Annotated in this window: 20 protein-coding genes and 1 pseudogene; 8 read left to right on the forward strand and 13 right to left on the reverse strand. The window is 45.4% G+C overall.

Features of this window, described 5'->3' with window-relative positions:
• The 3 genes from ACQEXT_RS00530 (at window position 1) to ACQEXT_RS00540 (ending at window position 3,408) form a co-directional block, all read left to right on the forward strand.
• The gene (locus ACQEXT_RS00530) at window positions 1-1,725 is read left to right on the forward strand and encodes a putative 2-aminoethylphosphonate ABC transporter permease subunit (RefSeq protein ID WP_426950126.1); all 1,725 of its coding nucleotides are present in this window, start codon (window positions 1-3) and stop codon (window positions 1,723-1,725) included.
• 9 nt (window positions 1,726-1,734) lie between these two features.
• On the forward strand, window positions 1,735-2,439 hold the full coding sequence (gene phnR, locus ACQEXT_RS00535) for a phosphonate utilization transcriptional regulator PhnR (RefSeq protein ID WP_138972180.1): 705 nt from the start codon (window positions 1,735-1,737) through the stop codon (window positions 2,437-2,439).
• Window positions 2,440-2,505: 66 nt separating this feature from the next.
• Window positions 2,506-3,408, forward strand: coding sequence for an EamA family transporter (locus ACQEXT_RS00540; RefSeq protein ID WP_426950128.1), 903 nt, complete (start codon window positions 2,506-2,508; stop codon window positions 3,406-3,408).
• A gap of 97 nt (window positions 3,409-3,505) precedes the next feature.
• Here ACQEXT_RS00540 and ACQEXT_RS00545 read toward each other — a convergent pair whose 3' ends face one another.
• Window positions 3,506-4,981 carry a peptide MFS transporter gene (locus tag ACQEXT_RS00545; RefSeq protein WP_426950130.1) on the reverse strand — a complete coding sequence of 492 codons (1,476 nt, stop codon included), beginning with the start codon at window positions 4,979-4,981 and terminating at the stop codon, window positions 3,506-3,508.
• Between the two features lie 279 nt (window positions 4,982-5,260).
• Here ACQEXT_RS00545 and ACQEXT_RS00550 point away from each other — a divergent pair, with 279 nt between their 5' ends.
• Window positions 5,261-6,385, forward strand: coding sequence for a M14 family metallopeptidase (locus tag ACQEXT_RS00550; RefSeq protein WP_426950132.1), 1,125 nt, complete (start codon window positions 5,261-5,263; stop codon window positions 6,383-6,385).
• Window positions 6,386-6,451: 66 nt separating this feature from the next.
• Here the strand turns inward: ACQEXT_RS00550 and ACQEXT_RS00555 are convergent, their stop codons facing one another.
• Window positions 6,452-7,822 carry an L-serine ammonia-lyase gene (locus ACQEXT_RS00555; RefSeq protein WP_331418310.1) on the reverse strand — a complete coding sequence of 457 codons (1,371 nt, stop codon included), beginning with the start codon at window positions 7,820-7,822 and terminating at the stop codon, window positions 6,452-6,454.
• 188 nt (window positions 7,823-8,010) lie between these two features.
• Between ACQEXT_RS00555 and ACQEXT_RS00560 the strand changes: the two genes are divergently transcribed.
• Window positions 8,011-8,844, forward strand: coding sequence for a YdcF family protein (locus ACQEXT_RS00560; protein WP_426950134.1), 834 nt, complete (start codon window positions 8,011-8,013; stop codon window positions 8,842-8,844).
• On the opposite strand, the pseudogene ACQEXT_RS00565 reads toward ACQEXT_RS00560, so the two are convergent.
• Window positions 8,807-9,490, reverse strand: a pseudogene (locus ACQEXT_RS00565) (hypothetical protein). The gene ACQEXT_RS00560 and the pseudogene ACQEXT_RS00565 sit on opposite strands and share 38 nt — an antisense overlap.
• A gap of 193 nt (window positions 9,491-9,683) precedes the next feature.
• Window positions 9,684-9,947: a DUF333 domain-containing protein gene (locus tag ACQEXT_RS00570; protein ID WP_331418307.1), complete on the reverse strand. Its 264-nt coding sequence runs from the start codon at window positions 9,945-9,947 to the stop codon at window positions 9,684-9,686.
• Window positions 9,948-10,142: 195 nt separating this feature from the next.
• On the opposite strand from ACQEXT_RS00570, the gene ACQEXT_RS00575 reads away from it, so the two are divergent.
• Complete coding sequence (locus tag ACQEXT_RS00575) at window positions 10,143-11,075, forward strand: exopolyphosphatase (RefSeq protein ID WP_138972173.1); 933 nt, start codon at window positions 10,143-10,145, stop codon at window positions 11,073-11,075.
• Window positions 11,076-11,134: 59 nt separating this feature from the next.
• On the opposite strand, the gene ACQEXT_RS00580 is transcribed toward ACQEXT_RS00575, so the two are convergent.
• Together ACQEXT_RS00580 and ACQEXT_RS00585 are read right to left on the reverse strand one after the other, a co-directional pair.
• Window positions 11,135-12,151, reverse strand: a complete 1,017-nt coding sequence (locus ACQEXT_RS00580) for a GGDEF domain-containing protein (RefSeq protein ID WP_331427665.1) — start codon at window positions 12,149-12,151, stop codon at window positions 11,135-11,137.
• Between the two features lie 193 nt (window positions 12,152-12,344).
• Window positions 12,345-13,280, reverse strand: a complete 936-nt coding sequence (locus ACQEXT_RS00585) for a chemotaxis protein (protein ID WP_138972171.1) — start codon at window positions 13,278-13,280, stop codon at window positions 12,345-12,347.
• A 196-nt stretch (window positions 13,281-13,476) separates the two neighbouring features.
• Here ACQEXT_RS00585 and ppiC point away from each other — a divergent pair, with 196 nt between their 5' ends.
• The gene (ppiC, locus tag ACQEXT_RS00590) at window positions 13,477-13,755 is read left to right on the forward strand and encodes a peptidylprolyl isomerase PpiC (RefSeq protein WP_038177557.1); all 279 of its coding nucleotides are present in this window, start codon (window positions 13,477-13,479) and stop codon (window positions 13,753-13,755) included.
• Window positions 13,756-13,941: 186 nt separating this feature from the next.
• Here ppiC and ACQEXT_RS00595 read toward each other — a convergent pair whose 3' ends face one another.
• From ACQEXT_RS00595 to ACQEXT_RS00625, 7 genes are all read right to left on the reverse strand, one after another.
• On the reverse strand, window positions 13,942-14,505 hold the full coding sequence (locus tag ACQEXT_RS00595) for a glucose-6-phosphate isomerase family protein (protein ID WP_426950136.1): 564 nt from the start codon (window positions 14,503-14,505) through the stop codon (window positions 13,942-13,944).
• Between the two features lies 1 nt (window position 14,506).
• Window positions 14,507-15,634 (reverse strand): AGE family epimerase/isomerase, encoded by a 1,128-nt coding sequence (locus tag ACQEXT_RS00600; protein ID WP_426950137.1) that lies wholly within the window; start codon window positions 15,632-15,634, stop codon window positions 14,507-14,509.
• Between the two features lie 50 nt (window positions 15,635-15,684).
• Entirely contained in the window at window positions 15,685-16,533 is an 849-nt protein-coding gene (locus ACQEXT_RS00605; protein WP_426950139.1) for a PTS system mannose/fructose/sorbose family transporter subunit IID, read from the reverse strand.
• Window positions 16,533-17,336 carry a PTS mannose/fructose/sorbose/N-acetylgalactosamine transporter subunit IIC gene (locus tag ACQEXT_RS00610; RefSeq protein WP_426950142.1) on the reverse strand — a complete coding sequence of 268 codons (804 nt, stop codon included), beginning with the start codon at window positions 17,334-17,336 and terminating at the stop codon, window positions 16,533-16,535. Before ACQEXT_RS00610 ends, ACQEXT_RS00605 begins: the two co-directional genes overlap by 1 nt.
• A gap of 80 nt (window positions 17,337-17,416) precedes the next feature.
• Window positions 17,417-17,911, reverse strand: coding sequence for a PTS system mannose/fructose/N-acetylgalactosamine-transporter subunit IIB (locus tag ACQEXT_RS00615; protein WP_138972166.1), 495 nt, complete (start codon window positions 17,909-17,911; stop codon window positions 17,417-17,419).
• A gap of 11 nt (window positions 17,912-17,922) precedes the next feature.
• The gene (locus ACQEXT_RS00620) at window positions 17,923-18,351 is read right to left on the reverse strand and encodes a PTS sugar transporter subunit IIA (RefSeq protein WP_426950143.1); all 429 of its coding nucleotides are present in this window, start codon (window positions 18,349-18,351) and stop codon (window positions 17,923-17,925) included.
• A gap of 2 nt (window positions 18,352-18,353) precedes the next feature.
• Entirely contained in the window at window positions 18,354-20,114 is a 1,761-nt protein-coding gene (locus tag ACQEXT_RS00625; RefSeq protein WP_426950144.1) for a class I mannose-6-phosphate isomerase, read from the reverse strand.
• Window positions 20,115-20,356: 242 nt separating this feature from the next.
• Between ACQEXT_RS00625 and ACQEXT_RS00630 the strand changes: the two genes are divergently transcribed.
• The gene (locus ACQEXT_RS00630) at window positions 20,357-21,361 is read left to right on the forward strand and encodes a LacI family DNA-binding transcriptional regulator (RefSeq protein WP_426950145.1); all 1,005 of its coding nucleotides are present in this window, start codon (window positions 20,357-20,359) and stop codon (window positions 21,359-21,361) included.
• Window positions 21,362-21,557: the final 196 nt, after the last annotated feature.

Raw genomic sequence — 21,557 nt, forward strand, 5'->3', positions numbered from 1 at the left:
ATGGATGCGAAGACAATGATGATGACTAGCCTGACCACACAAGACAAAGCAAAATCCCTACTCGGACGTGTTAGCCGCGACAACCTTGTGTTGTTTGGTTTGCTCGCTGGTTTGTCGACCATGATGGTGCTGTTCATCTTGATGCCGCTTTGGGCAATGTTGATCAAGAGTGTGCAAAATGCCAATGGCGAATTTGTCGGATTGGCAAACTTTGCGACGTACTTTTCCTCTTCAAGCTTGTGGGTGTCGGTGGGAAATACCTTTACTTTGGGCGTGATTGTGACCTCGGTAGTGGGTGTGCTTGCGTTTGGTTATGCTTACGCGCTGACTCGTTCATGTATGCGGTTTAAAGGTTTGTTTCAAATCCTCGGCACAGCACCCATTCTCGCGCCTTCGTTGTTGCCGGCTATCAGTATGATCTTCCTTTTCGGTAATCAAGGTATTGCCAAAGAGATGCTGTTAGGAAATTCGGTTTACGGCGTGATTGGTATCTCGATGGGTTTGATCTTCTGGACCTTCCCTCATGCATTGATGATTTTGACCACTTCGCTGCGCACCTCAGATGCTCGCTTGTATGAGGCAGCTTGCGCGCTTAAAACCTCACCAATTAAGACCTTCTTTATGGTCACGTTACCTGCGGCGAAATACGGTTTGATCAGTACACTTATCGTCGTCTTTACACTGGTTATCACGGATTTTGGTGTACCGAAAGTGATTGGTGGCAGCTATAACGTTCTGGCGACCGACATCTTCAAGCAAGTCGTGGGACAGCAAAACTTTGCCATGGGTGCGGTGACCAGCATTATGCTGCTATTTCCTGCGGTAATGGCATTTGGTGCAGACCGTTGGGTACAGAAAAAGCAAAAGAGCTTATTCGACACACGTTCAGTGCCTTATCAACCAGAACCCAACAAAGCACGCGACTGGATTTGTTTGGTTTACTGCAGCATCATTTCTATCGCAGTGCTTGCAGTGCTTGGCATGGCGGTATATGGCTCGTTAGTTACGTTCTGGCCTTGGAACAAAGCGCTGACGCTAAACAACTACAACTTTGCTGAAATGAGCACTTACGGTTGGAGCCCATTCTTCAACTCGCTAACGCTGGCAGGTTGGACGGCAGTTATTGGTACTGCCATCATCTTTGTCGGTGCTTACTGCATTGAGAAAGGGCGTGCGTTTGGTCCAATTCGTCAAGTGATGCAAATGCTCAGCGTGGTACCAATGGCGGTTCCGGGTATGGTACTTGGCTTGGGTTACATCTTTTACTTTAACGATGCGAACAATCCTCTCAACGTGCTTTATGGCACCATGGCATTCTTGGTGATTAACACGGTAGTGCATTACTACACAGTAGGTCACATGACTGCACTGACAGCGTTGAAGCAGCTGCCATCGGAGATTGAAGCCACAGCAGCATCGGTGAAGCTTCCTCAATACAAGTTGTTCTTTAAAGTGACATTACCGGTGTGTTTACCTGCGATTTTGGACATTGCGACTTACTTGTTTGTTAATGCATTGACCACCACTTCTGCGGTAGTATTCCTTTACTCAACCGATACGATTCCAGCTTCGGTCTCGATTCTGAATATGGATGATGCAGGTCAAACTGGCGCAGCAGCGGCAATGGCTGTGATGATCATGATTGCTGCCGCAATTGCGAAGATTGTTCAGATGACGTTGGGTAAATTGTTAGAGAATCGCACACAAGCTTGGCGCAAAAGATAAGGACACTTCGTGCAATACTTAAAAATTAAAGATTCGATTGTTGAACAGATTGAAGCGGGCATGCTGTCGCCGCGTCAAAAACTGCCAGCAGAGCGTAAGTTGGCGGAGTCGTTCGATACTACACGCGTCACTCTGCGTGAAGCGTTATCACTGCTAGAAGCGGAAGGTCGAATCTATCGCGAAGATCGCCGAGGTTGGTTTATCTCACCTGAGCCTTTGCGTTACGACCCAACCCAAACGCTAAACTTCCCGAACATGGCGAAAGCGCAAAATCGTGTGCCAAAAACGGAGTTGATCGCAGCAAAAGGAACGTTAGCAAACAAACAAGCCGCGCGCTTGCTGGACTTGCAGCCTTTCTCGGACGTATATCGAGTCGACCGCGTGCGATACCTTGAAGATAGACCTGTGGTATTTGTAACAAACTACATTCGCCCAGAGCTGTTTCCGAACCTGCTGGACTACGATTTATCAAATTCACTGACCGACATTTATCGCGATCATTATGGCGTGACGTATCAAAAGATTCGCTACCGCATTTCAACCAGCACCTTGTTGGGTGAAATGGCTCAGGCACTGCGCGCAACAGCAGGCACGCCAGCGATGGTGGTAGAGCGTATCAACTACAACCAACACGGCGAGTTGATTGATTGCGATATCGAGTATTGGCGACACGATGCCATCAGTATTGAATCTCTGGCAGAACTCAATCGTTAAGTGGATTTTCTCATTATCTAAGGCTCCATCTCGGAGCCTTTATTTTATTCAAATAGGAACATTGAAATGGATTTGTTGGCGATTAGTCTCGTCGTTTTTTCTGCTGTTCTCCATGCAGGCTGGAACATCCTTGGTAAAAGCAACTCAGGGTCTGGGCTCGCGTTTACTATGGCGGCTAGCTTTTCTGCCTGTGCCATTCTTACCCCTTATTTGATTTGGTATTTGGCAACCATTGGCTGGACATCATTGCCAAGTGAATTTTGGGGATTGCTGTTCATTAGCGGCATTTCACAAATGGTCTATCTGGTCGGTTTGATTGTCGCTTATAAGCACGCTGATGTGGGTGTGGTTTATCCGATTGCTCGGGCACTGCCTGTGATGATGGTCGGCGCAATCAGTGTGGCTTTAGGGCATCAATTATCCAGTCAGCAGTGGCTTGGATTCTTACTGATAACCCTTGGTTGTATGCTGGTTCCACTGACGAATTTTCGTCAAATGACATCGGGATCTTACTTTAACGTCGGTGTGTTCTGGGCATTGATTGCCGCAATAGGCACAACGGGTTACTCGGTGGTCGACAAAGAAGCACTCAGTTTACTCACTGAACAAGCAGCAGAGATCTTGAGTGATCACTCCAGTGCGATCTTCTACTTAGGCGTGCAGTTTTGGGCGATAGGTATTCCTGCCCTTGTGTGGTGCTTAGTCACGGGTAAGCCAGATGAGATTAAGACAGCGTGGCAGATCCGCAAAACAGCCAGTATGGCAGGAGTAATGATGGCATCAACCTACGGCTTGGTGCTATTTGCGATGACCATGACCGACAACGTCAGCTTAGTTGTGGCACTAAGGCAAATCAGTATTGTATTTGGATTGTTTATGGGGATCTATTTCTTGGGAGAGAAGTGGTGTCTAACTCGTTCTGTAGGAATCACCCTGATGATCACAGGTTTGATTCATGCTCTGACATGATTCAATAGAGAAAGTGTCCGGCTGGATTTGACCAGGACAACAAACAACAAAAACCCAAGCAATGGCTTGGGTTTTTCTATTTCTTACTGGCAGTAAATTAGCTTTCCGCTTCAACCATTTGCGGTTGCTCATCTGCTCGTGCTGCTGCAAGCATTTTGCGGATGATCATTGAAGAGAGCAGCGCAATTGCGACCATTACGACTGCAAGAATTGTCAGTAGCTGGAAGTACTCACCGTAAACCGTTTGTACGATCTCTTGGGTGATTTGCTGGCCTTTCTCTAATGCGATAGATGTGGAGAATACCGCACCAACGATCCCGCTTAGGGCCATAGCGACGGAAAATAGCGAGACTGAGAAGCCTTCGATGTGCTTAGGTGCAACCGACAGAATAAACGCCACCACCAAGCTACCAACGATCACTTCAGCGAATGCTTGGAAGAAGTGGATGGCAAGGAACACTTCAGGACGAATAATGACATCTTCGCCGACATTCATGACCGCCATCGTCAGGATACCAAACGCGATCGCAGTAAAGATGAAAGCAAAACCAATCTTAGTGGCTGTTGAGAAATTGATGCCTTTCTTTTCCAAAGAAGAGAAAGTCATTGAAATCACTGGACCTGCAACAATACACCATAGTGGGTTCATCGCCATTGAGGCTTCTGGTGCGATTGGGATCAAGTTGAACAGATCACCACGCATTGTGTTGATGGTGACCATTGTCATAGATGTCATCATCTGACCGTAGTAAACAAAGAAACAGGTCGTTAGCACTGTCATGATTAGGATAGTACCCATTTTCAGTGCGTCAGATTTACCTGATTTAAACATCAGTGAGATGAAGTAAAGAATCGCGGCAGCGCCAATCGCATAAACGATATTTTGACCAATATCCATGTTAGAGAACATGAAGAATACTAAGCCTACCATCGCCGCAGATAGGGTAAGGAAAGCGATCCAGTTTTTTGCGCTAACTGGTTTCTGGTCGATGTCTGCACCTACGCTAACCAGTTGTTTGTTGAAAAGGACCAGTACCGCAAACGCGAAAGCCGCCATAACAGCTGAGAGTGAGAAGCTGCCGTGGAAACCAATAACAAGTACAAACATCGGGAATAGGTACTGACCTAATAGTGCTCCGACGTTGTTTACCGAATAGTTGACAGGGTAGCCGTTTTCAAAATCTTCTTCTGAAGCAAAAGTGCGTTTGTAAAGGCTAGGGTAAGAAGGAGACATCAAACCGCGCGCATAGCTTGCTAGAGCAATACCCACCAAGCTCATCGGGATATTGGTTGCTGAAGCACCCAATACAAGTAGCGTGTAACCTGTAGCAAAAGTGCCGTATGCGATAGTTAGAGAGCGGTAGGCACCAAGGAACTTATCTGCTATAAAACCGCCCGCGATCGCAAACAGCGGTCCGATAGAAGAAAATGCGCCCACGACCATCATAGTATCCGCTTCGCTATAGCCTAAATCTTCTAAGAAGAAGCGGGTTAGAATCACCATTACACCATAGAATGATAATCCAAACATGGCTTGGCAGAACATCATTGATTTATTGAGTTTATTCCACATAATAGTCTCTTTTAGATCCTTTAACACAGAATTAACAACTTAATATTAATGAATCTGTGGTATGTTATAAATTGAAACAATTATCGCAGAAATAATGCTTGATGCACTAAGTTTTATCAGATTCGCATAAATTAATGTAATGTTATTGATCTAAATCGTTTGCCTTGGATATTTGTTGAGCAGCGCTAGTTACTCATTCAAGTTCAAATCTATTCTTAGTTAGAAATCTTTGTGTTAGTCTGCGCTGCAAGCTTGAATTTGTAAAAGGAACGTAACGTTATGAAAATTTTCAGTAACTTCGATAGCGGTAGTATAGAAGTCGTTAATACCACCAATATGGATGATATTCAGCTTAGAATCCCTAATGACAATCAGTCTGAGTTTTATCAGTGGTTCCATTTTCGTCTAGAGTCTGAAGCTGAACAGCCTCACACGTTCAAAATACTGGATCTGAAAAACTCAGCGTATCCAGAAGGTTGGAACGGTTATGACGTGGTTGCTTCTTATGACCGTGAAGAGTGGTTTCGAATTCCGGCAGACTTTGATGGCGACACACTGACATTTACTGTGATTCCTGAGCGTCGCTCTATCTATTTCGCTTACTTCGCGCCTTATACCTACGACCGTCACCTTGATCTCCTGCATATGGCGCAAAGTGCGCACCATTGTCAGCTTGAAACCTTGGGTCATACACTTGATGGCAATGATATGAGCCTACTCACTTTTGGTGAGCCAGAAGAGGGCAAAAAGAAAATCTGGTTGATTGCACGCCAACATCCAGGTGAAACCATGGCTGAATGGTTTATGGAGGGGTTCATACAGCGACTACTGGATGACGATGACACAACGGCGCGTGCCTTGCTCGAGAAAGCCGTCCTATACGTTGTGCCTAACATGAATCCAGATGGCGGTCTTCGAGGCCACCTACGTTGCAATGCAATTGGGGTCAACCTAAACCGTGAATGGCAAACGCCTTCAATGGAACGTAGCCCTGAAGTCTACCTAGTGCGAGAGCGTATGCTTGCAACGGGGGTTGATATGTTCTTGGACATTCATGGTGATGAAGCGATACCGTATAACTTTGTAGCAGGCTCTGAGGGAATACCATCGTATGATGAGCGCCATGCTAAGTTAGAGCAAGCGTTCAAAGATGTCCTAAAAACGGTTACGCCAGAGTTTCAGGATGAGTTTGGTTACGATAAAGACGAAGCAGGCAAGGCAAACCTGACGGTTGGTTCTAACTGGGTGGGTGAACAGTTCAGATGTTTGTCATACACAGTAGAGATGCCGTTTAAAGACAATAACGACTATCCCGATCCACTTTACGGCTGGTCTCCGGAACGTAGTGTTAAATTCGGACACGATATGCTGAGCGCAGTGTTCGCTGTCAGCGATAAGATCTAATCGCGCTAAAATGAGCAAAACACTCAACCCCCTGAGACGAATCTCAGGGGTTTTTTATTAGGAGTGTTATTCACATGGCGGAGCCATATGGATCACGGCCAATCCGCCCAATGATGTTTCGCGGTATTTTTTATTCATGTCTTTACCTGTCTGGTACATAGTCGCAATCACCTTGTCTAGAGAGATAAGACACTTACTGGTGCGTTTTAGCGCCATACGTGAGGCGTTAATCGCTTTCATTGCCCCCATCGCATTTCGCTCGATACAAGGCACTTGAACCAGTCCGCCAATAGGATCGCAGGTCATGCCCAGCGAGTGTTCCATCGCAATTTCTGCCGCGATACAGATTTGTTCATTGCTGCCTCCGCGCAACGCTGTGAGGCCCGCAGCAGCCATAGATGACGACACACCGACTTCGCCCTGACAGCCTACTTCTGCCCCAGAAATGGACGCATTGGTTTTGTAAAGAATACCAATCGCCCCAGCAACGGCCAGAAAGTCTTTGAGTTGTTTGGTATCTAATTCTTTAATAAAACGGTGGTAATACATGAGAACCGCAGGAATAACGCCCGCTGCACCGTTAGTTGGAGACGTTACGACCTGGCCGCCAGCGGCATTCTCCTCACTGACGGCAAAAGCAAACAGGTTGATCCAGTCCATAATTTCCATCGGATCATTTTCTATTGCCGCATTTGCCTCAAGCTTCTTCAGAAGGTTAGGTGCGCGTCGGGTTACGTTGAGGCCGCCCTCTAGAATGCCTTCAGTCTCAAAACCTCGTTGCATACAAAGCGTCATCACTTTCCAAATCTGGTCTGCTTTACGAACGATTTCCTCTTCACTGAAAAACTGGAGTTCATTTTGCAAGATCATGCCGCCAAGGCTTAAACCATTTGCTTCTGCCATTTCTAGCATTTGATCTGCGCTGGTAAACGGGAAAGGAACGTCAACTTCGTTTTGACCACCGCCTTCTTTGAGCTCTTTTTCTGTTGCGATAAAGCCACCACCCACAGAATAATAAGTCTCGAACGCGATTTGGGTGCCTAATGAATCATAGCCGGTGATAGTCATTCCATTTTCATGCAGAGGTAGGTTATCTTTGTGAAAAAGAATATCGCTATCGTAGCTGAAGTTGATCGTATGCGCTCCGGCAAGGCAAAGTTTTCCCTCTTCGATTGTTGAGCTTAATGCTTGTTTCGCGCTGGAGATTTTTATGGTGTCCGGTCTGTTGCCAAGTAAGCCAAGGATGACCGCGCGATCAGTGTGGTGACCTTTACCCGTTAAGGAGAGTGAACCATAAAGATCCACTTGAATGCGACTGACACTCGCTATCGAGGAGGCGAGAAGGCGGGTAAAATGATAACCCGCGAGCATCGGACCGTTAGTATGGGAACTGGAAGGCCCGACCCCAACTTTAAAAATATCAAATATTGACAGCATAAACTTAACTTCCTGTTTGAATGGCCGCTACTTCGGACTCTTTTAATAACAAGTATGGCATGTGCCGAGCAATTGCACGTTTGCCAGTGTGATCATCAACATAATAATCCAAGCTAACTTAGCGATAAGGTCAATACTTGTACAGTTTCTCGTATCGTTAGTAGGAATAATTGAGACATGAGTAAATAATGGACATTATCAATGTTGTGCTAGTTCTCGGAAAACGACTGGTCGATAACACGATTACGGCTGAAGGTCGCTCAAGAGTGGAAGCCTTGATAGCGCTTCTAGCGGCAAAGGACTTGCGTCAAACGGTGGTGCTATTTTGTGGTGGAGTCACTGAAGGACAGACTGTGACTGAGGCGCAAGCTATGTATGATTACTTCAAACGCTGCGTTGCTGGTGCCAATCTCAATCCACCATATTTGCTGCTTGAAGACCAATCCACCAACACTATTGAGAATATTAGTAATGCTGCCAACAAATTGATTGAGAGTGGTCTCTGTGCGAAGGGAGAGGGGATCAATGTCCAACTCGTCTCGAACGACTACCACCTTAAACGGATATTTGAAATACAGGCGTTGATGGATGAGCAGGGCTTATTGCGTGTATTGGAAAAGCGATGTGCTGAGACGGGACTACCCATCAAGATAGATAGGGCGGTCAGTGCTCACTATTCAGTACCTTATCCGCACGACAATGAGTTTAGTCGAGTGTTTTTGCTACTCGATGAACTGACTACATATCGAGTTTATCTGCAAGGATACGTGTCAAATGTCTTTAAACGGCCATTGGCTGATGTGAGGGAGCAACCGTATCAAATTGCTCGCAATGCACTTATTGAGCTTGAAAAATGTATAGGGGATGAAGAGACGCTTGCTGATCTTGATGCGATAAAAAGGGCAGTCGAAATGACCACCCCGCAATTGAATCGCGAAGAAACGTTACAACAGCTCAAGCGGCTTGATGTGACGCTGACGAAGCTTAATCGCCAGTACGATCCTGAGCGTCAGATTTTGTGAGAAGGTAATAAGTCTTAACTGCACTCAGTGAAATCAGGCTGTAGCAAAGCAGCTCGATCGCTTCTTCTGATAGGTTTTTTACCTCTCGCAGATAGTGCTCTTCCATCACGGAGTGCCAGAACGAGCCCATCCCGTACAAACGAGAAAATACCAGCAGCAACACCACAGCGGTAATCAACATCGGCATTTATCGACTGTTTAAGATCTTGGCAAGCTGTTGAATTGAATCACTTCCCCCACGGTAAGCATAAAAGCACGCAGAAAATGTGACCAAAAGGGCTGGGATAACCCACGCACCATGAAATATAAAATCAAACCACACATCGGATTCACGTATAAACAGCACAGTAAAGAAGCCGCTGAACAGTATCGATGCGTGACGAATAGAGCGATTGCGTTGGGCTAATAGAAAGAACGCCAAGCTTGTGACCGCAAGCATGAGTGATTGAGCCAACTCTGTCATAGAGCTTTCACTTAAACCATGATGAAGTAGAGTAAAATCGACGCGCAAGCAGAGATTCACAAAGATACTGAGTGCGGCTAGAACCAAGACATTAAGGGCAACTCGTTGGAAGGTCGCTTTTGAGCTAACAGTGACTACGGCGCGGTGATCGGCTGGGTGATCGGTTGAGGTTTGGCATTTCATGGCATCTATCGCCTTAGTGTAGAAGTTTTTTAGTGATTTTCGTCACATTTTATTTTTCGCCTTGGTTCCTTTGTCAGAGAAATGTCATAACTGAACAGTGTACACTTAAGATCAAAAAGAGAGAGACAGTGCTCTCTCTTTCATCTAGCCAAACGAATCGGTTTCTCATGCCAACCCGATTCAGATCAAGCAATTAGCTATTGTCGCTCTGTTGCTTATGATTGTTTCGGTAGTACTCCCACTGTTCAACGCGTTGATCGTCTTGGAATACGCAGTAGGTGACTCGTTTAGCATCTTCAGTCACCGTTTCAAGCGCTCCACCTTGCTGGACACAATAAACCGCAGCTGGGTTAGCAAGAGATGTGTACTCTTTCACTTCGTATTCATCTGGCTCGCTCGCGCAGCCTGCGAGTAATACAGCACTGGACACTGCCAGAGCTAAATAGGTATTTCTCATAGAGTTTCCTCAATTGAATCAATTGGTAGCATATCGAGTATAGAGGATTGAACTAAAATTTCTGTCTTGAGTTTGTTAAAAAGTAGTCGATGTCTAAAATTAAAAGTAACAATTCAACATACTTATAAATAAGCACAAAGATTATTGCTAAGTATGTTGTGTCCCTAAAATAATTCGAAGCATAGGAAGTGTCAGATGTCGGATAGAAAACATCGACTTGTAACTCGTAGTGATTTTGATGGATTGGTTTGTGCCGTACTACTTAGGCAGCTAGAACTGATTGATGATATTAAATTTGTTCACCCTAAAGATATGCAAGACGGCGTTGTGGAAATTACGGGGAACGATATCGTGACCAATCTGCCATACGTTGAACAAGCCCACCTTGTCTTTGACCATCACTTGTCAGAAGTGATACGCAATCAGGGTGAAAGAAAGAACCACATTATCGACCCAAACGCTCCCTCAGCCGCGCGTGTTGTTTGGGAGCATTATGGTGGTGAGCAAACTTTCCCCAGTCGCTGGCTTGATATGATGGCTGCTGTGGACAAAGGGGACTCCGCTCAGTTTAGTCGCGATGAAGTGCTCGACTCTACAGGCTGGAACCTACTCAACTTCTTGATGGACGCCCGCACAGGGCTAGGGCGTTTTCGAGATTTTCGAATTTCTAACTACAGCTTAATGATGGATCTGATTGAGTATTGTAAAAACCATACCATTGATGAAATATTACGATTGCCTGATGTGAGAGAGAGAATCGACCTCTATCGTGAACATGAAAACTTGTTTAAACAGCAGATCCAGCGTTGTGCAAAGGTTTACAATAATCTAGTGGTACTGGATTTGACCGAAGAAGAGGTCATCTATGCTGGTAATCGCTTCATTATTTACGCGCTCTACCCACAATGTAATATCTCAATCCACAAAATGTGGGGCTTCCAAAAGCAGAACACAGTATTTGCAACCGGAAAATCGATATTTGATCGCAGCTCTAAGACCAATGTGGGGGAACTGATGCTCAAATATGGTGGTGGTGGACACAAAGCTGCTGGCACCTGTCAGATTGACAACCAACGAGCAGATGAAGTTGAGCAAGAACTGATCAAAGCCATCACCTCAGACGGTTAAGCACAAAAAAGCCCCAGCGCGATTGGCTGGGGCTGCAATGTTTGCTTGTATGCTAAGCCCTAAATCGGCATAACACGGTTACGGCCTAGCTGTTTGGCCTCATAAAGCAGTTTGTCGGCTCTCTCAATCAGTGAATCTGGCGACTCTCCTGGCTCTAGCTCGGCAACACCTAATGAAATAGTGATATTGCCGACCGACTTAGCGGTACGTCTGTCTTTAACGGTAAGCTTTTCAATGGTTCGTCTCAGGCTTTCAGCAAATTGTCTAGCGATGCGAAGAGACTTATTTGGAATAATCAGCGCAAACTCTTCACCACCGAAGCGGTACGCATGAATCCCTTCTCGGCAGCTTAATTGCATCCTACGAGCAATTCCTTTAATAACCGTATCTCCGAATAGGTGTCCGTACGAGTCGTTGAAGTTCTTGAAGTGATCGATGTCGGCAAGGATTAAACACATTTTCTGCTCTGCTCGACACAGTGTTTTAATGTCACTATCGAATGCGCGACGGTTGTAAAGGCTGGTTAGTGCATCAAAAAGTGCGTCTTGCTGCACTTCGGCTAATTGACTTTTAAGCTGATTGATCTCTTTCGCCGCGTTTGCAAGCTGGCTGTTGAGGAATCGAGTCGAATTACGAATCTCTCTTGATTCTGCCACCAGTTGTCTTATCACGGTCATCACTTCTTCGAGAGAAACCGATTCATCTTCCACTCTTTCAAGGCTGTCGAAGCTCTTATCAATCAGTTGTGAAAATTCAGAGGTGTCAGAGAGGGTGTCAGTCATTGAACTGGCTACTTCGTTCACCAGAATCTCAATATTAGCCCGAAGATTCCTCATGTCGGTTTCAGAACGAGTGGCAACATAGTTGTTATAGAGTTGTTCGCCTGCCGCGGGTGGGCAGATGCCATAGTTTTCTAAAACGCTGTCTAGTTCTCTGTTTAGCTGAGGGATCGCGTTGTCTACATAGGTGTACCAAAGTGCATAGTTTGCTGGGGTAGCAGCTACGTGATTTTTCATCATTAGCGGGACGGCTTTTTTTAAATTTGCCGTCGATTTTTTAAAGTCGTCGTCTGTCATGTTTTATGAGCATTCTTACTCTAGGCACCTGTTCGTTAAGATTAGCGGATAAAACGCATAGATGCTTGATTTACTAATACTTTGTTCTGACTTATTGATTGATTAAATGAACTTTAGCACATCTAAATACTAGAAGCTGTATAGAGATTGAGCAAATGAAGCGTGACGAATTTAACATCCTGACTGTTGGCGCTTATTCGCCGACAATAACTTCGCTTCTTACGTTGCCTTCTTCCAGTCTGCTAGCACCACGTAACATAGCCTGAATCAAATCGCCAGCGTTGAATTTTTCTAGTGCTTCATGTGCTCCCACTTGCTGAGCACGTTCTACACAAATCTCGCTAGAGAGTGAGGTATGTAAAATGACATAACTGTTACTCAACTCTCGTTCATTTTGGGTCTCGAATGCCAGTTCATAACCATCAAGCCCAGGCATTTCAATATCACTCACTAACATATCGATAGCCTCGCCTTTGGCTGCGCATGCACGCATTAACGCCAAGGCATCCAGCCCGTTGTTACAGATTTGATAGGGGATATTGATACTATCAAGGGCATCAGACAGTTGCTTACGAGCGATAGATGAGTCATCAACCAACAGAATTCTGAGGGCTTTTAAGCGCTCTCGCTCAATATCAGTGAGCATAGGAATATTGGTGGACTCATACTGAGGATAGATTTTTGACAACAGCAGCTCGACATCGAGCATTTGTACAATCTGATCCTTGTATCGGGTAATACCCGTAACGAACACATTATTGCCAGCCGTTTTTGGTGCGGATTCTATCGACTTCCAGTCACATTCAATAATCTTTTCGATGGAGCGAACCATAAAGGCGACTATTGTTCGTAGACAGTCAGTCACAATCAAATAGCATGAATCATACTCTTCTGGCTGAATGGGACGAAAACCGATCGCAGCGGGCATATTAATCACCGGAATGGTCTTATTACGAATAGTGACCGTTCCAATGACATGATGGTGTGAATAAGGGATCTGCGTTGTTGGTTGGTATGGGACGATTTCGCGTACTTTAAGTGTACCAATAGCAAATAGCTGTTTGTTACTGGTGAGAGTAAACATCAGCATACCTTGCGATTGATTTGCTTTACTAATTGTCTTGGCCATTCCATCTTCATCCGAGTGCTTGTTACCTTACATGGTAATGTAAAACCATTTAGGGTCAATGAACCTATATCAATTTTGTTATCGTTTGGCTGCGAGTCAGATATTTTCAGTATTATTAACTCATCGCTTAGATGAAGATCTCATTTTGATCGGGTACAATCGGCCCCATATTTGTTACCAATCACGAGGCATTAACATGGCCAATACAGCAGCTGCTCTGCATATTCTTGTTAAACATAAAGAACAGGCAGAAGACATCATTAAACAGCTTAAAAAGGGCGCTAAATTTCAGACATTAGCAAAGAAGTATTCGACCTGCCCGTCGGGTAAGCGTGGTGGTGACCTTGGTGAGTTCAGACGTGGGCAAATGGTGCCTCAGTTTGACAAAGTCTGTTTCTCTGGCGAAACGCTTGTTCCGCACCTAGTGAAAACTAAGTTTGGTTGGCACGTTGTGAAAGTGCTTTACAGAACATAAGGTTTGAATGCTGTACAGAGCTTGTCAGAGTCTCAAACCTAATCTGTACCGCCTCTTATATAGCCAATCCAAAACAGCAATAGATGGCAGATGCAAACTGACCTGCCATCTTAGTTTATTTTTGCTCACTTAATCAAAGACTCTGTACAGTAATGGCGGCAATCAATGATTAAAAGCGGTGGTTTATTAGTCAGTCATATCCATATAAACTATTTTATATGCGGTTGACGATTTGAATACACGAACTTTAAACCCTACCTCATTTAAAAAATCATAGTTATGCCCTGCGATTGCAGGCCAAACTGCAATTGCAGATAGTCGAGTGGTACCCGTATTGATCAATCGGTGGGCAATGAAGCCTGGAATATGATGCACGCTGCCTGGGAAGACTTTCTCAATGGACACTTCTCCTTGCTCTGTTTGCATGAGTAATAACCCTTCACCCTGCGAGCCCAAATAGAACTCTGCTTGCTCTTTGCGTTGGTGAATGTGCCCTCTGGTCATGTGGAACTCGTCGCCTACACAACCGGGTTCGATATGCGAAACACCAAAGTTTAGCTCTCCTTCTGCTTGCTGCGCAGGTAGCATTTCTACTTGGTAGATGATTTGGTCCTGTGCACTTGCGGCACGTAGGGTTTCGTCGGCAAATACGCCTTCAAGTTCGCCAAGCGTGGTTTCTTTGCAGACAATGTTTTTTGCATCAATATGACCTGTTAAGTAATTGATGGTTGGAGGAATAGATAAATGCATGTTAGTCCTTATCCGCTATTCTGAGTAGTTCAGAAAATGCGAGAAATAGATGGTAAAAACTGCTCGCAGGAGAGTGGCTATTTAACGGCTCTCCTGTGCTATTTACTTGATCGACCCATAAACCGGGTAATGCTGGATCTAAATAATGGACAAAGATGTTTTCCACCGCTCGAGTGATGGCGATTCGGCGGCTGTCGCTTGGGGCTCGCTCCCAAAGTGCAATACACGCTTTTAAGTATTCGGTTTGACACCAAAGGCGCGATGTTGGACGCAAGGGCTTTCCATTGGCGTATATCTCGTCCCTAACCAGACCATTGTCGTTATGCCCATATTGCTGTGCAAAGCGGTACAACACATCAATTTCATTGTCGACACAAGCGCCAGTGAGTTTGTGGTAATGGTTGAGTAACCAGATCCACTCGTAATGATGGCCTGGATCGATGTGGGAGCCTGTTTCAAAGTCAAGTGAGAAATCGGCCTGAAAGAACTCAGCTAAATGGTCACTTTGTATGAAATGAGCTTGGAACAAATAATAGATTTGTGTTGCTCGCTCCAACCAAATAGGGTTGTCGGTATGTTCGTAGCTGACCATTAACGCTTCGAACAAATGCATGTGAGGATTTTGCCCTTTGTTGACAGTGTTGCCTTCAGTCAGAAAAAAGCCACCTTGTTCAGTATCCCTAAGATATGTTGAGATGTGCTGGTAAATGGTTTCCATTGCGGCTAGAGCAATATCATTAGCCACTAGTCTGTAATACCAGGCAAACCCAAGAAGTGCGAAAGCTTGCTCGTATAAGTTAATCGCCTCACTATTACTGTCATTGTTTTTGCACAGCGCAAAACGATAACCGGATGATGGTGAGCCAAAGTATGTAAATCCTTGTTCAATGGCCGCCAAAACTTGATTACGACCGTCAATTAGGTTGAGTTTTGTAGCATGGGCGAAGACGTAAACTTGACGTGGCTGCACGCGAAATCTGTGTAAATCGTCATTAAACTCTTGTCCGTCGGAGAGTAAGCCTTCGGCAAAAATCCCGCTTTGATTGGATTGTGCTTTTTGCCATCGAGGTAGGGCATGTTGAGAAAGCCAGTGTTGGCAACGAGCGATTTGAGATGTTAGGGAGTCCATGGTTTACTCCAAAGAATAGGGCACTCAATGAGTGCCCTAGGTATTGAGAATTAGAAGAGACCGATAGCGACACCGATGAAAGAGAGAACCACAAGCGAAAGCATTGCTTTTACTGGGCTAAGACCTTTTTTCGCCATCGCAAACCAAGTGCCTAACACGACAATTAATGGCAGCAGTTTAGGAAAAATTCCGTCGAGCATCATTTGTACGTTGATGTCGACGCCGTCTTTGGTTGCAAACTCAAGTCCAGTGCCTAGGTTGACATAACTAGCCGCAACACCGCCCATGACAAAGACACCTAATAACGACAGTGCTTCACGAATCTTAGTTGAACGGTGGCTGACAAGCATCTCAACGGAGCCTGCGCCCATCTTGTAGCCTTTCATAAACAGATGGTAAGAGCCGATAATAGCGATAGCGTTAAATGCCACGATATAGAAGATCGGGCCTAACATGCTACCGCCAGCGGCTAGTGCCATACCAATACTGAGTAAGATAGGTACTAACATACCCGGAATCATGGAATCGCCAATGCCAGCAACTGGTCCCATCAAACCGACTTTGAGTGTATTGATGGTCTCGCCGTCAATCGGCTCGCCGTTGGCTTTCTTCTCTTCCATACCCACAGCCATACCATTGATGATAGCGCCCAACTGCGGTTCGGTGTTGTAGAAGGAGGCATGGCGTTTCATCGCTTCTTTTCGGTCTTCTTGATTCGGGTAGAGCTTTTTCAAGGCAGGCATCATACCAAGACAGAAGCCAAACGACTCCAAGCGTTCAAAACTCATCGATGATAGGTTATACATCATCCATGCTCGCCAGCATTTCTTTAGGTCTTTTTTGTCGAGTGCGACCTTTGGTTCGATCTCACTACCAAATTTGTTGTGTTGTACAGTCATTAGAATTCATCCTCGTCATCATCAGCCTGTTGAACTGGCGCAGCGTTAGCTGTTTGTGGTTCTGGTTTGTAGTTGTAATGAAGTAGAGCGAATAGTGCGCCAATCATTACCAAACCCACCATGTTGAGGTTTAGGAATACGATGCCAACGAAACCGACTAAGAAATAAATCAGCATCGTAGACTCCTTGATAATCTGCTTTAACAGAATTGCGATACCCACAGCAGGTAAGATGCCACCTAGAACCGTCATAGTGTTAATCACCAAATCCGGGAGGCTAGCCATAAAGCCTTCGATGTATTGGTTACCGAAGTAAACCGCAATAAAGGTCGGAATAAAGCGCATCAAGAAGTTGGTGACCTGCGGGTAAATGGCGGAGTTCATGTACACGCCTTTCTCATCACCAGCTTCTATGGCTAAATCCGCCTTATGGTTCCAATAGGAGTTAATGACCATCATAAAGTTGAAGATGATGGTGCCTGCGATACCGATGGTTGCGGCAATAGCAACGGCTACTTCCACGCCCTGTCCAGACATGATACCCAGCGCGACAGCAGGATAGGCGACAAAGTTAAGGTCTGCTGGCATGGAGCCGCCAGGTGTAACCATCGCGATGTAAACGGCTTGTACCGCTACACCAACCATGATGCCAGTTTGAATATCACCTAAGATGATACCCACCAACATACCGGACACGAGTGGTCGAGTGATAGTGTACCAACCACCGGTTAGTCCAAGTAACCAGGGGGTGGAGAGGGCACCGAGATAGCAGAGTATCCCGATAAATACTGCTTCTATAAACATAATGTCATCCTTTAGCTCACGTACTAGTCTCTCCACTTTTGAAGCTAAAAGCTGCGCCAAAAGTGGAGGTTGTTTTGTTGTTATTTCAGTTTTTGCAGTGCATCTTGCCAGGTGTAGGAACTGGCATCAGGAACCAATCTAAAGTCGATGTGGTGACCGTCTTCTGAGAGGTAATTAAACGCAGAGATTTCTTCTTGGTTAACGCATTGGTTGCTGCCAATTGTCGTTGTGCCTTCTCTAGCGCTCATTGGGCCTACGTTGATTTTGTTATTGAGATTTTCAAGGCTAATACCGGCTTCGCGAATACGGCGCAGCGTGACTGGAGATTTCGCGATGACGAAATACTTCTTGTCGCTGGCGATCACCTTCGGTAGCTTGCTGACGGCGGTAGCCGTGTCAAATAGCCAAACTTTAACGTCGGTTACTGCGCCTTTCATGACTTGTGATAGCAATGGGTCAGCTGCTACAGCATCGTCAATGGCCACGATGCCATCACAAGGAAGTTCTTTTGCCCAACGAGTCATTAACTGTCCATGAATAACGCGGTCGTCGATACGCACAAATGAAATAGCCATAGTGTTTCTCCTTAAAAATAGTCTTCTTGTGACAGCTCTACTGGCTTGGCAACCACAACCGTTTTTAGCGCTTCTTGCTGCAAGGTCGTTGCAACCGATGAAGCGTCCGTCTCTTCAACAAAGTCTGCCGTCATTAAAAGTGTTGGGAAGTTAACCCCAGTTACGACTTCCACCTTGGGATTTAAATCTGGGTTGAATGCGTAAGTGCAAGCTACGTTGTAGGGTGTGCCGCATTCCAAATCGCATAACACAATAATGCCGTCGACATTGGGTGCTATCGCAGTGATTTCATGGTGAAAATCGTGTTTAAATTGCTCTATGCCTCCCTCTTCGGTCAGACAGATCGCAGTCGTGTTATTGAGTTCGCCAAATACCATGTTGGCGCTACTGATAAGTGCAGTGGCTAATGGGCCGTGACTGGCTACAATAAAATGGAGCATGATTAACCTCTTACGAACGCTTTAATAGTGGCAATTTCTTTTCCTTCGCTTTCGCCATATGGTTGGATGACATAAGCGTCTATGTGAGCTGGGATAACGAAGGTTTCGGCATAATGAACAACAAATGGCTCAAATTTATTGTCTGGACTCAAGATAATTGCCTCCCTACCTTCGACTAAGTTCAGAACATTGACGGTTCCCTCAGTTTTATGAAGAACGGGTTTGTTGAACCAGTGGCGTCGGGTCTCGATAAACTCACGCTCATGCAGACCCGTTTTTTCTTCTCTCCAGCCTTCGCCTTCTGCGATTGGTGTAATAGCGTTAACTAAATGCTCCTGACACCATTCCGTGTTGCGCTCCCATTGAATCACTTCTTTGCCATGGTCCAAATGTACTGGTCGTGGCAGGTTATCAAGCCCTAGACGACCCCAATCCCACAGTTTGAAAGTGAAAATATATGGGGTTGCACTGATTTCAAGCACCATTGAGTCGGAGCCCGAGCAGTGAATAGTGCCGGCAGGGATTAAGAAATGGTCGTGCTTTTTCGCTGGAAATTGATTGATAAAGCGCTCATCATCGAATGATTTTTCGCCGCGTTGCGCTGCATATAAATCATCCATCAGTTCATCTGGGTTGATGCCAGACTTAGTGCCAAGATAAACACTGGCTTTTTCTCCAGCGTCTAATATGTAATAGCTCTCGTCTTGGGTATAGTGCATCCCAAATTCGTTCTGAATGTACTCTGTTAGAGGGTGTACTTGCAGGCTTAGATGCTGACCTTGCATGGTATCGAGGAAGTCGAATCGAATTGGGAACTCTGCGCCAAAACGTGCATGGACACTGTCGCCTAAGAGTGCGCGTGGTTGTGTTAATACCAAGTCTTGCGATGGTATTTCGACAACAACGTCACCGTATTTAAGTAGTAAGCTGTTTTCTTCAGGAACGCAGTCAAAACACCATGCATAGTTTGGCTTGTCTTGGTCGAGGTCGCAGACTTCTTTCATCCATTGACCGCCCCAGACCCCTGGATCAAAGAAAGGCACCAGTCTAAATGGTTGAGTTGTCGCTTGTTGCAAGCCGGCGTTGAACGCTGTGCCAGAGACCATTTTAGGGTCAAAAGCGGTGTTAGTGTCTAATAGAAAATCGACGACAGACAGCAGTTTGGTCTTATAACGGTCGAAGACACGCCACTCGATAAAGAATGAGCGTTTGTATCTACGTAATACATCCTCATCGTAGTTTTCTGCGCCCCAGTTCCCGAGCTCACCACGGCGAAAGCGTTGTTGGACTTCCCAACGGGCTAGGTCAGCATAAATAAAGGTATCCCCTTCAGCGACCAATCTTGCGCCATGGCCTAAAACAACGATTAAACCAGAATCAGCGTTTTTAACGGCTTGCTTTAGTTGTTGTAGTTTTTCACAGTCAAAAAACTCTTCCAGCTTGTGTGGTGCAATGACACCAAAGACTCGGTCATCGGTAATGTTGCGTTGCAACATAGCGAAGATATGTTCTTCGGAATATTTTGCGTCGTCCATTGACACCACTAAAGCGGGGGAGAGCGGAGCAACAAGCTGGTCGAGGATTTCATTGTGATTGACACCATGATAGGTATCGATCACCAAAATATGTTTATCTTGGTCCTGAAGGCGTTGTTCAATTGTGTCAACGATACTGCCCCAACCGCGAACGGCTGAGTGGTCAAAGCCCTTCACTTCTACATTTGGAAACTTGTCATAATTGGATTGACCAGATAGGTATTTCATACATCACCTTGAGTTAATCATTTGACTACAGTCTAATCACTCAGTTAATCAATCAACAAATTGGTTAACGCGGTTAACTACTCATTTAGCGTTCGTTAACCCTTGATTTGAAGGCTAACTTTGTAGTTAATCACATAATCATAGCGATAATAGTCCGTGATTTGGGTTAATCGATTAATCTGGTTTTAATCAGGTAGGAAAGCCGTTATAACTGGCGCTAATTTCATTTACTGGAGTTCAACATGACGAAAGCAACCATCGCAGATGTGGCTAAGTATTGCAGCGTTTCCACCGCAACCGTGTCCATGGTATTGACGAACAAAGGGCGAATCTCTGCCACCACGCGTGAGCGGGTATTAGAAGCGGTTAAAGAGCTTGGTTATGTTTACAATCAGGCCGCTGCCAACTTGCGACACAAGCGCAGTAACCTAGTTGGGCTCGTCATACCGGATATCACCAACCCATTTTTCGCTGAAATGATTGCAGGACTTAGTCACTATCTTGAAGAGCAAGATTCGTTACTCTTTCTCGCTAACGCTGAAGAGAGCGTTGAGCGTCAAAGCAAGTTCATCGATTCGTTGTTGAGTCAGAATGCCGGTGGTGTAGTTATGTGCCCTGCGATGGAAACCGATCTGGACTTTCTGGAGACAGTACAAAGTCGTGGGTTTCCGATAGTGTTGGCTGTTCGACCTATTGGAGAAGATCAATTTGATTTCGTCGGAACCAATAACTTTATGGGCTTACAGTTGGCAACGGAGCACCTTATCAAAAAAGGTCACAAACATATTGCGTTCGTTGGTGGATTGGATATTTCGAAGACGCGTTCCCATCGTCTTGGGGGCTATATGTCAAAGTTGATTGAACATGGGATTCCTTTCAATGAACGATACATTCGAAGCTGTTCAGCGAGCCGCTCCGAGGGAGCGAAGGTAACAAGAGAGCTATTGGATCAACACCCTGAGATAACCGCCATTATTGGCTACCAAGATATTGTTGCTTTTGGAGTCATGCGGGCAATTAAAGATCTCGGTAAAACCGTGGGGAAAGATATCGCAGTTGTGGGTTTTGATGATGTTGCGGAATCTGCCGATACCAACCCCTCGTTGACTCCTATTTCTGTCTCTGCAAGAGAAATAGGCCGAGCGGCGGGAGAGATTATTCTGTCACGCATGGAAGGCGACAAGCAGCCATACAAAAGCGTTGTGTTCCCACCCAAACTGGCGGTGAGAAGCTCATGTGGTGGTTGAGTTGTGAGCCATACCACTTAGCTAGTGATATTTATGGTGTGTGTCCTTTCAATTTTTAAAATGAATGCGCCGATTGTTGCTAAAAGCGTTTGAGGTGATTTAAGGGGTGTTTTGAGTACAAGTCACGTTTAACATAATAGGAAATTAACTACATCATTCGTCGCTTATTTATTCTATTCTGGTTCTGTTAATTTTG

The sequence above is a fragment of the Vibrio sp. TRT 29B02 genome (genome assembly GCF_050113655.1).
Classification (GTDB): domain Bacteria; phylum Pseudomonadota; class Gammaproteobacteria; order Enterobacterales; family Vibrionaceae; genus Vibrio.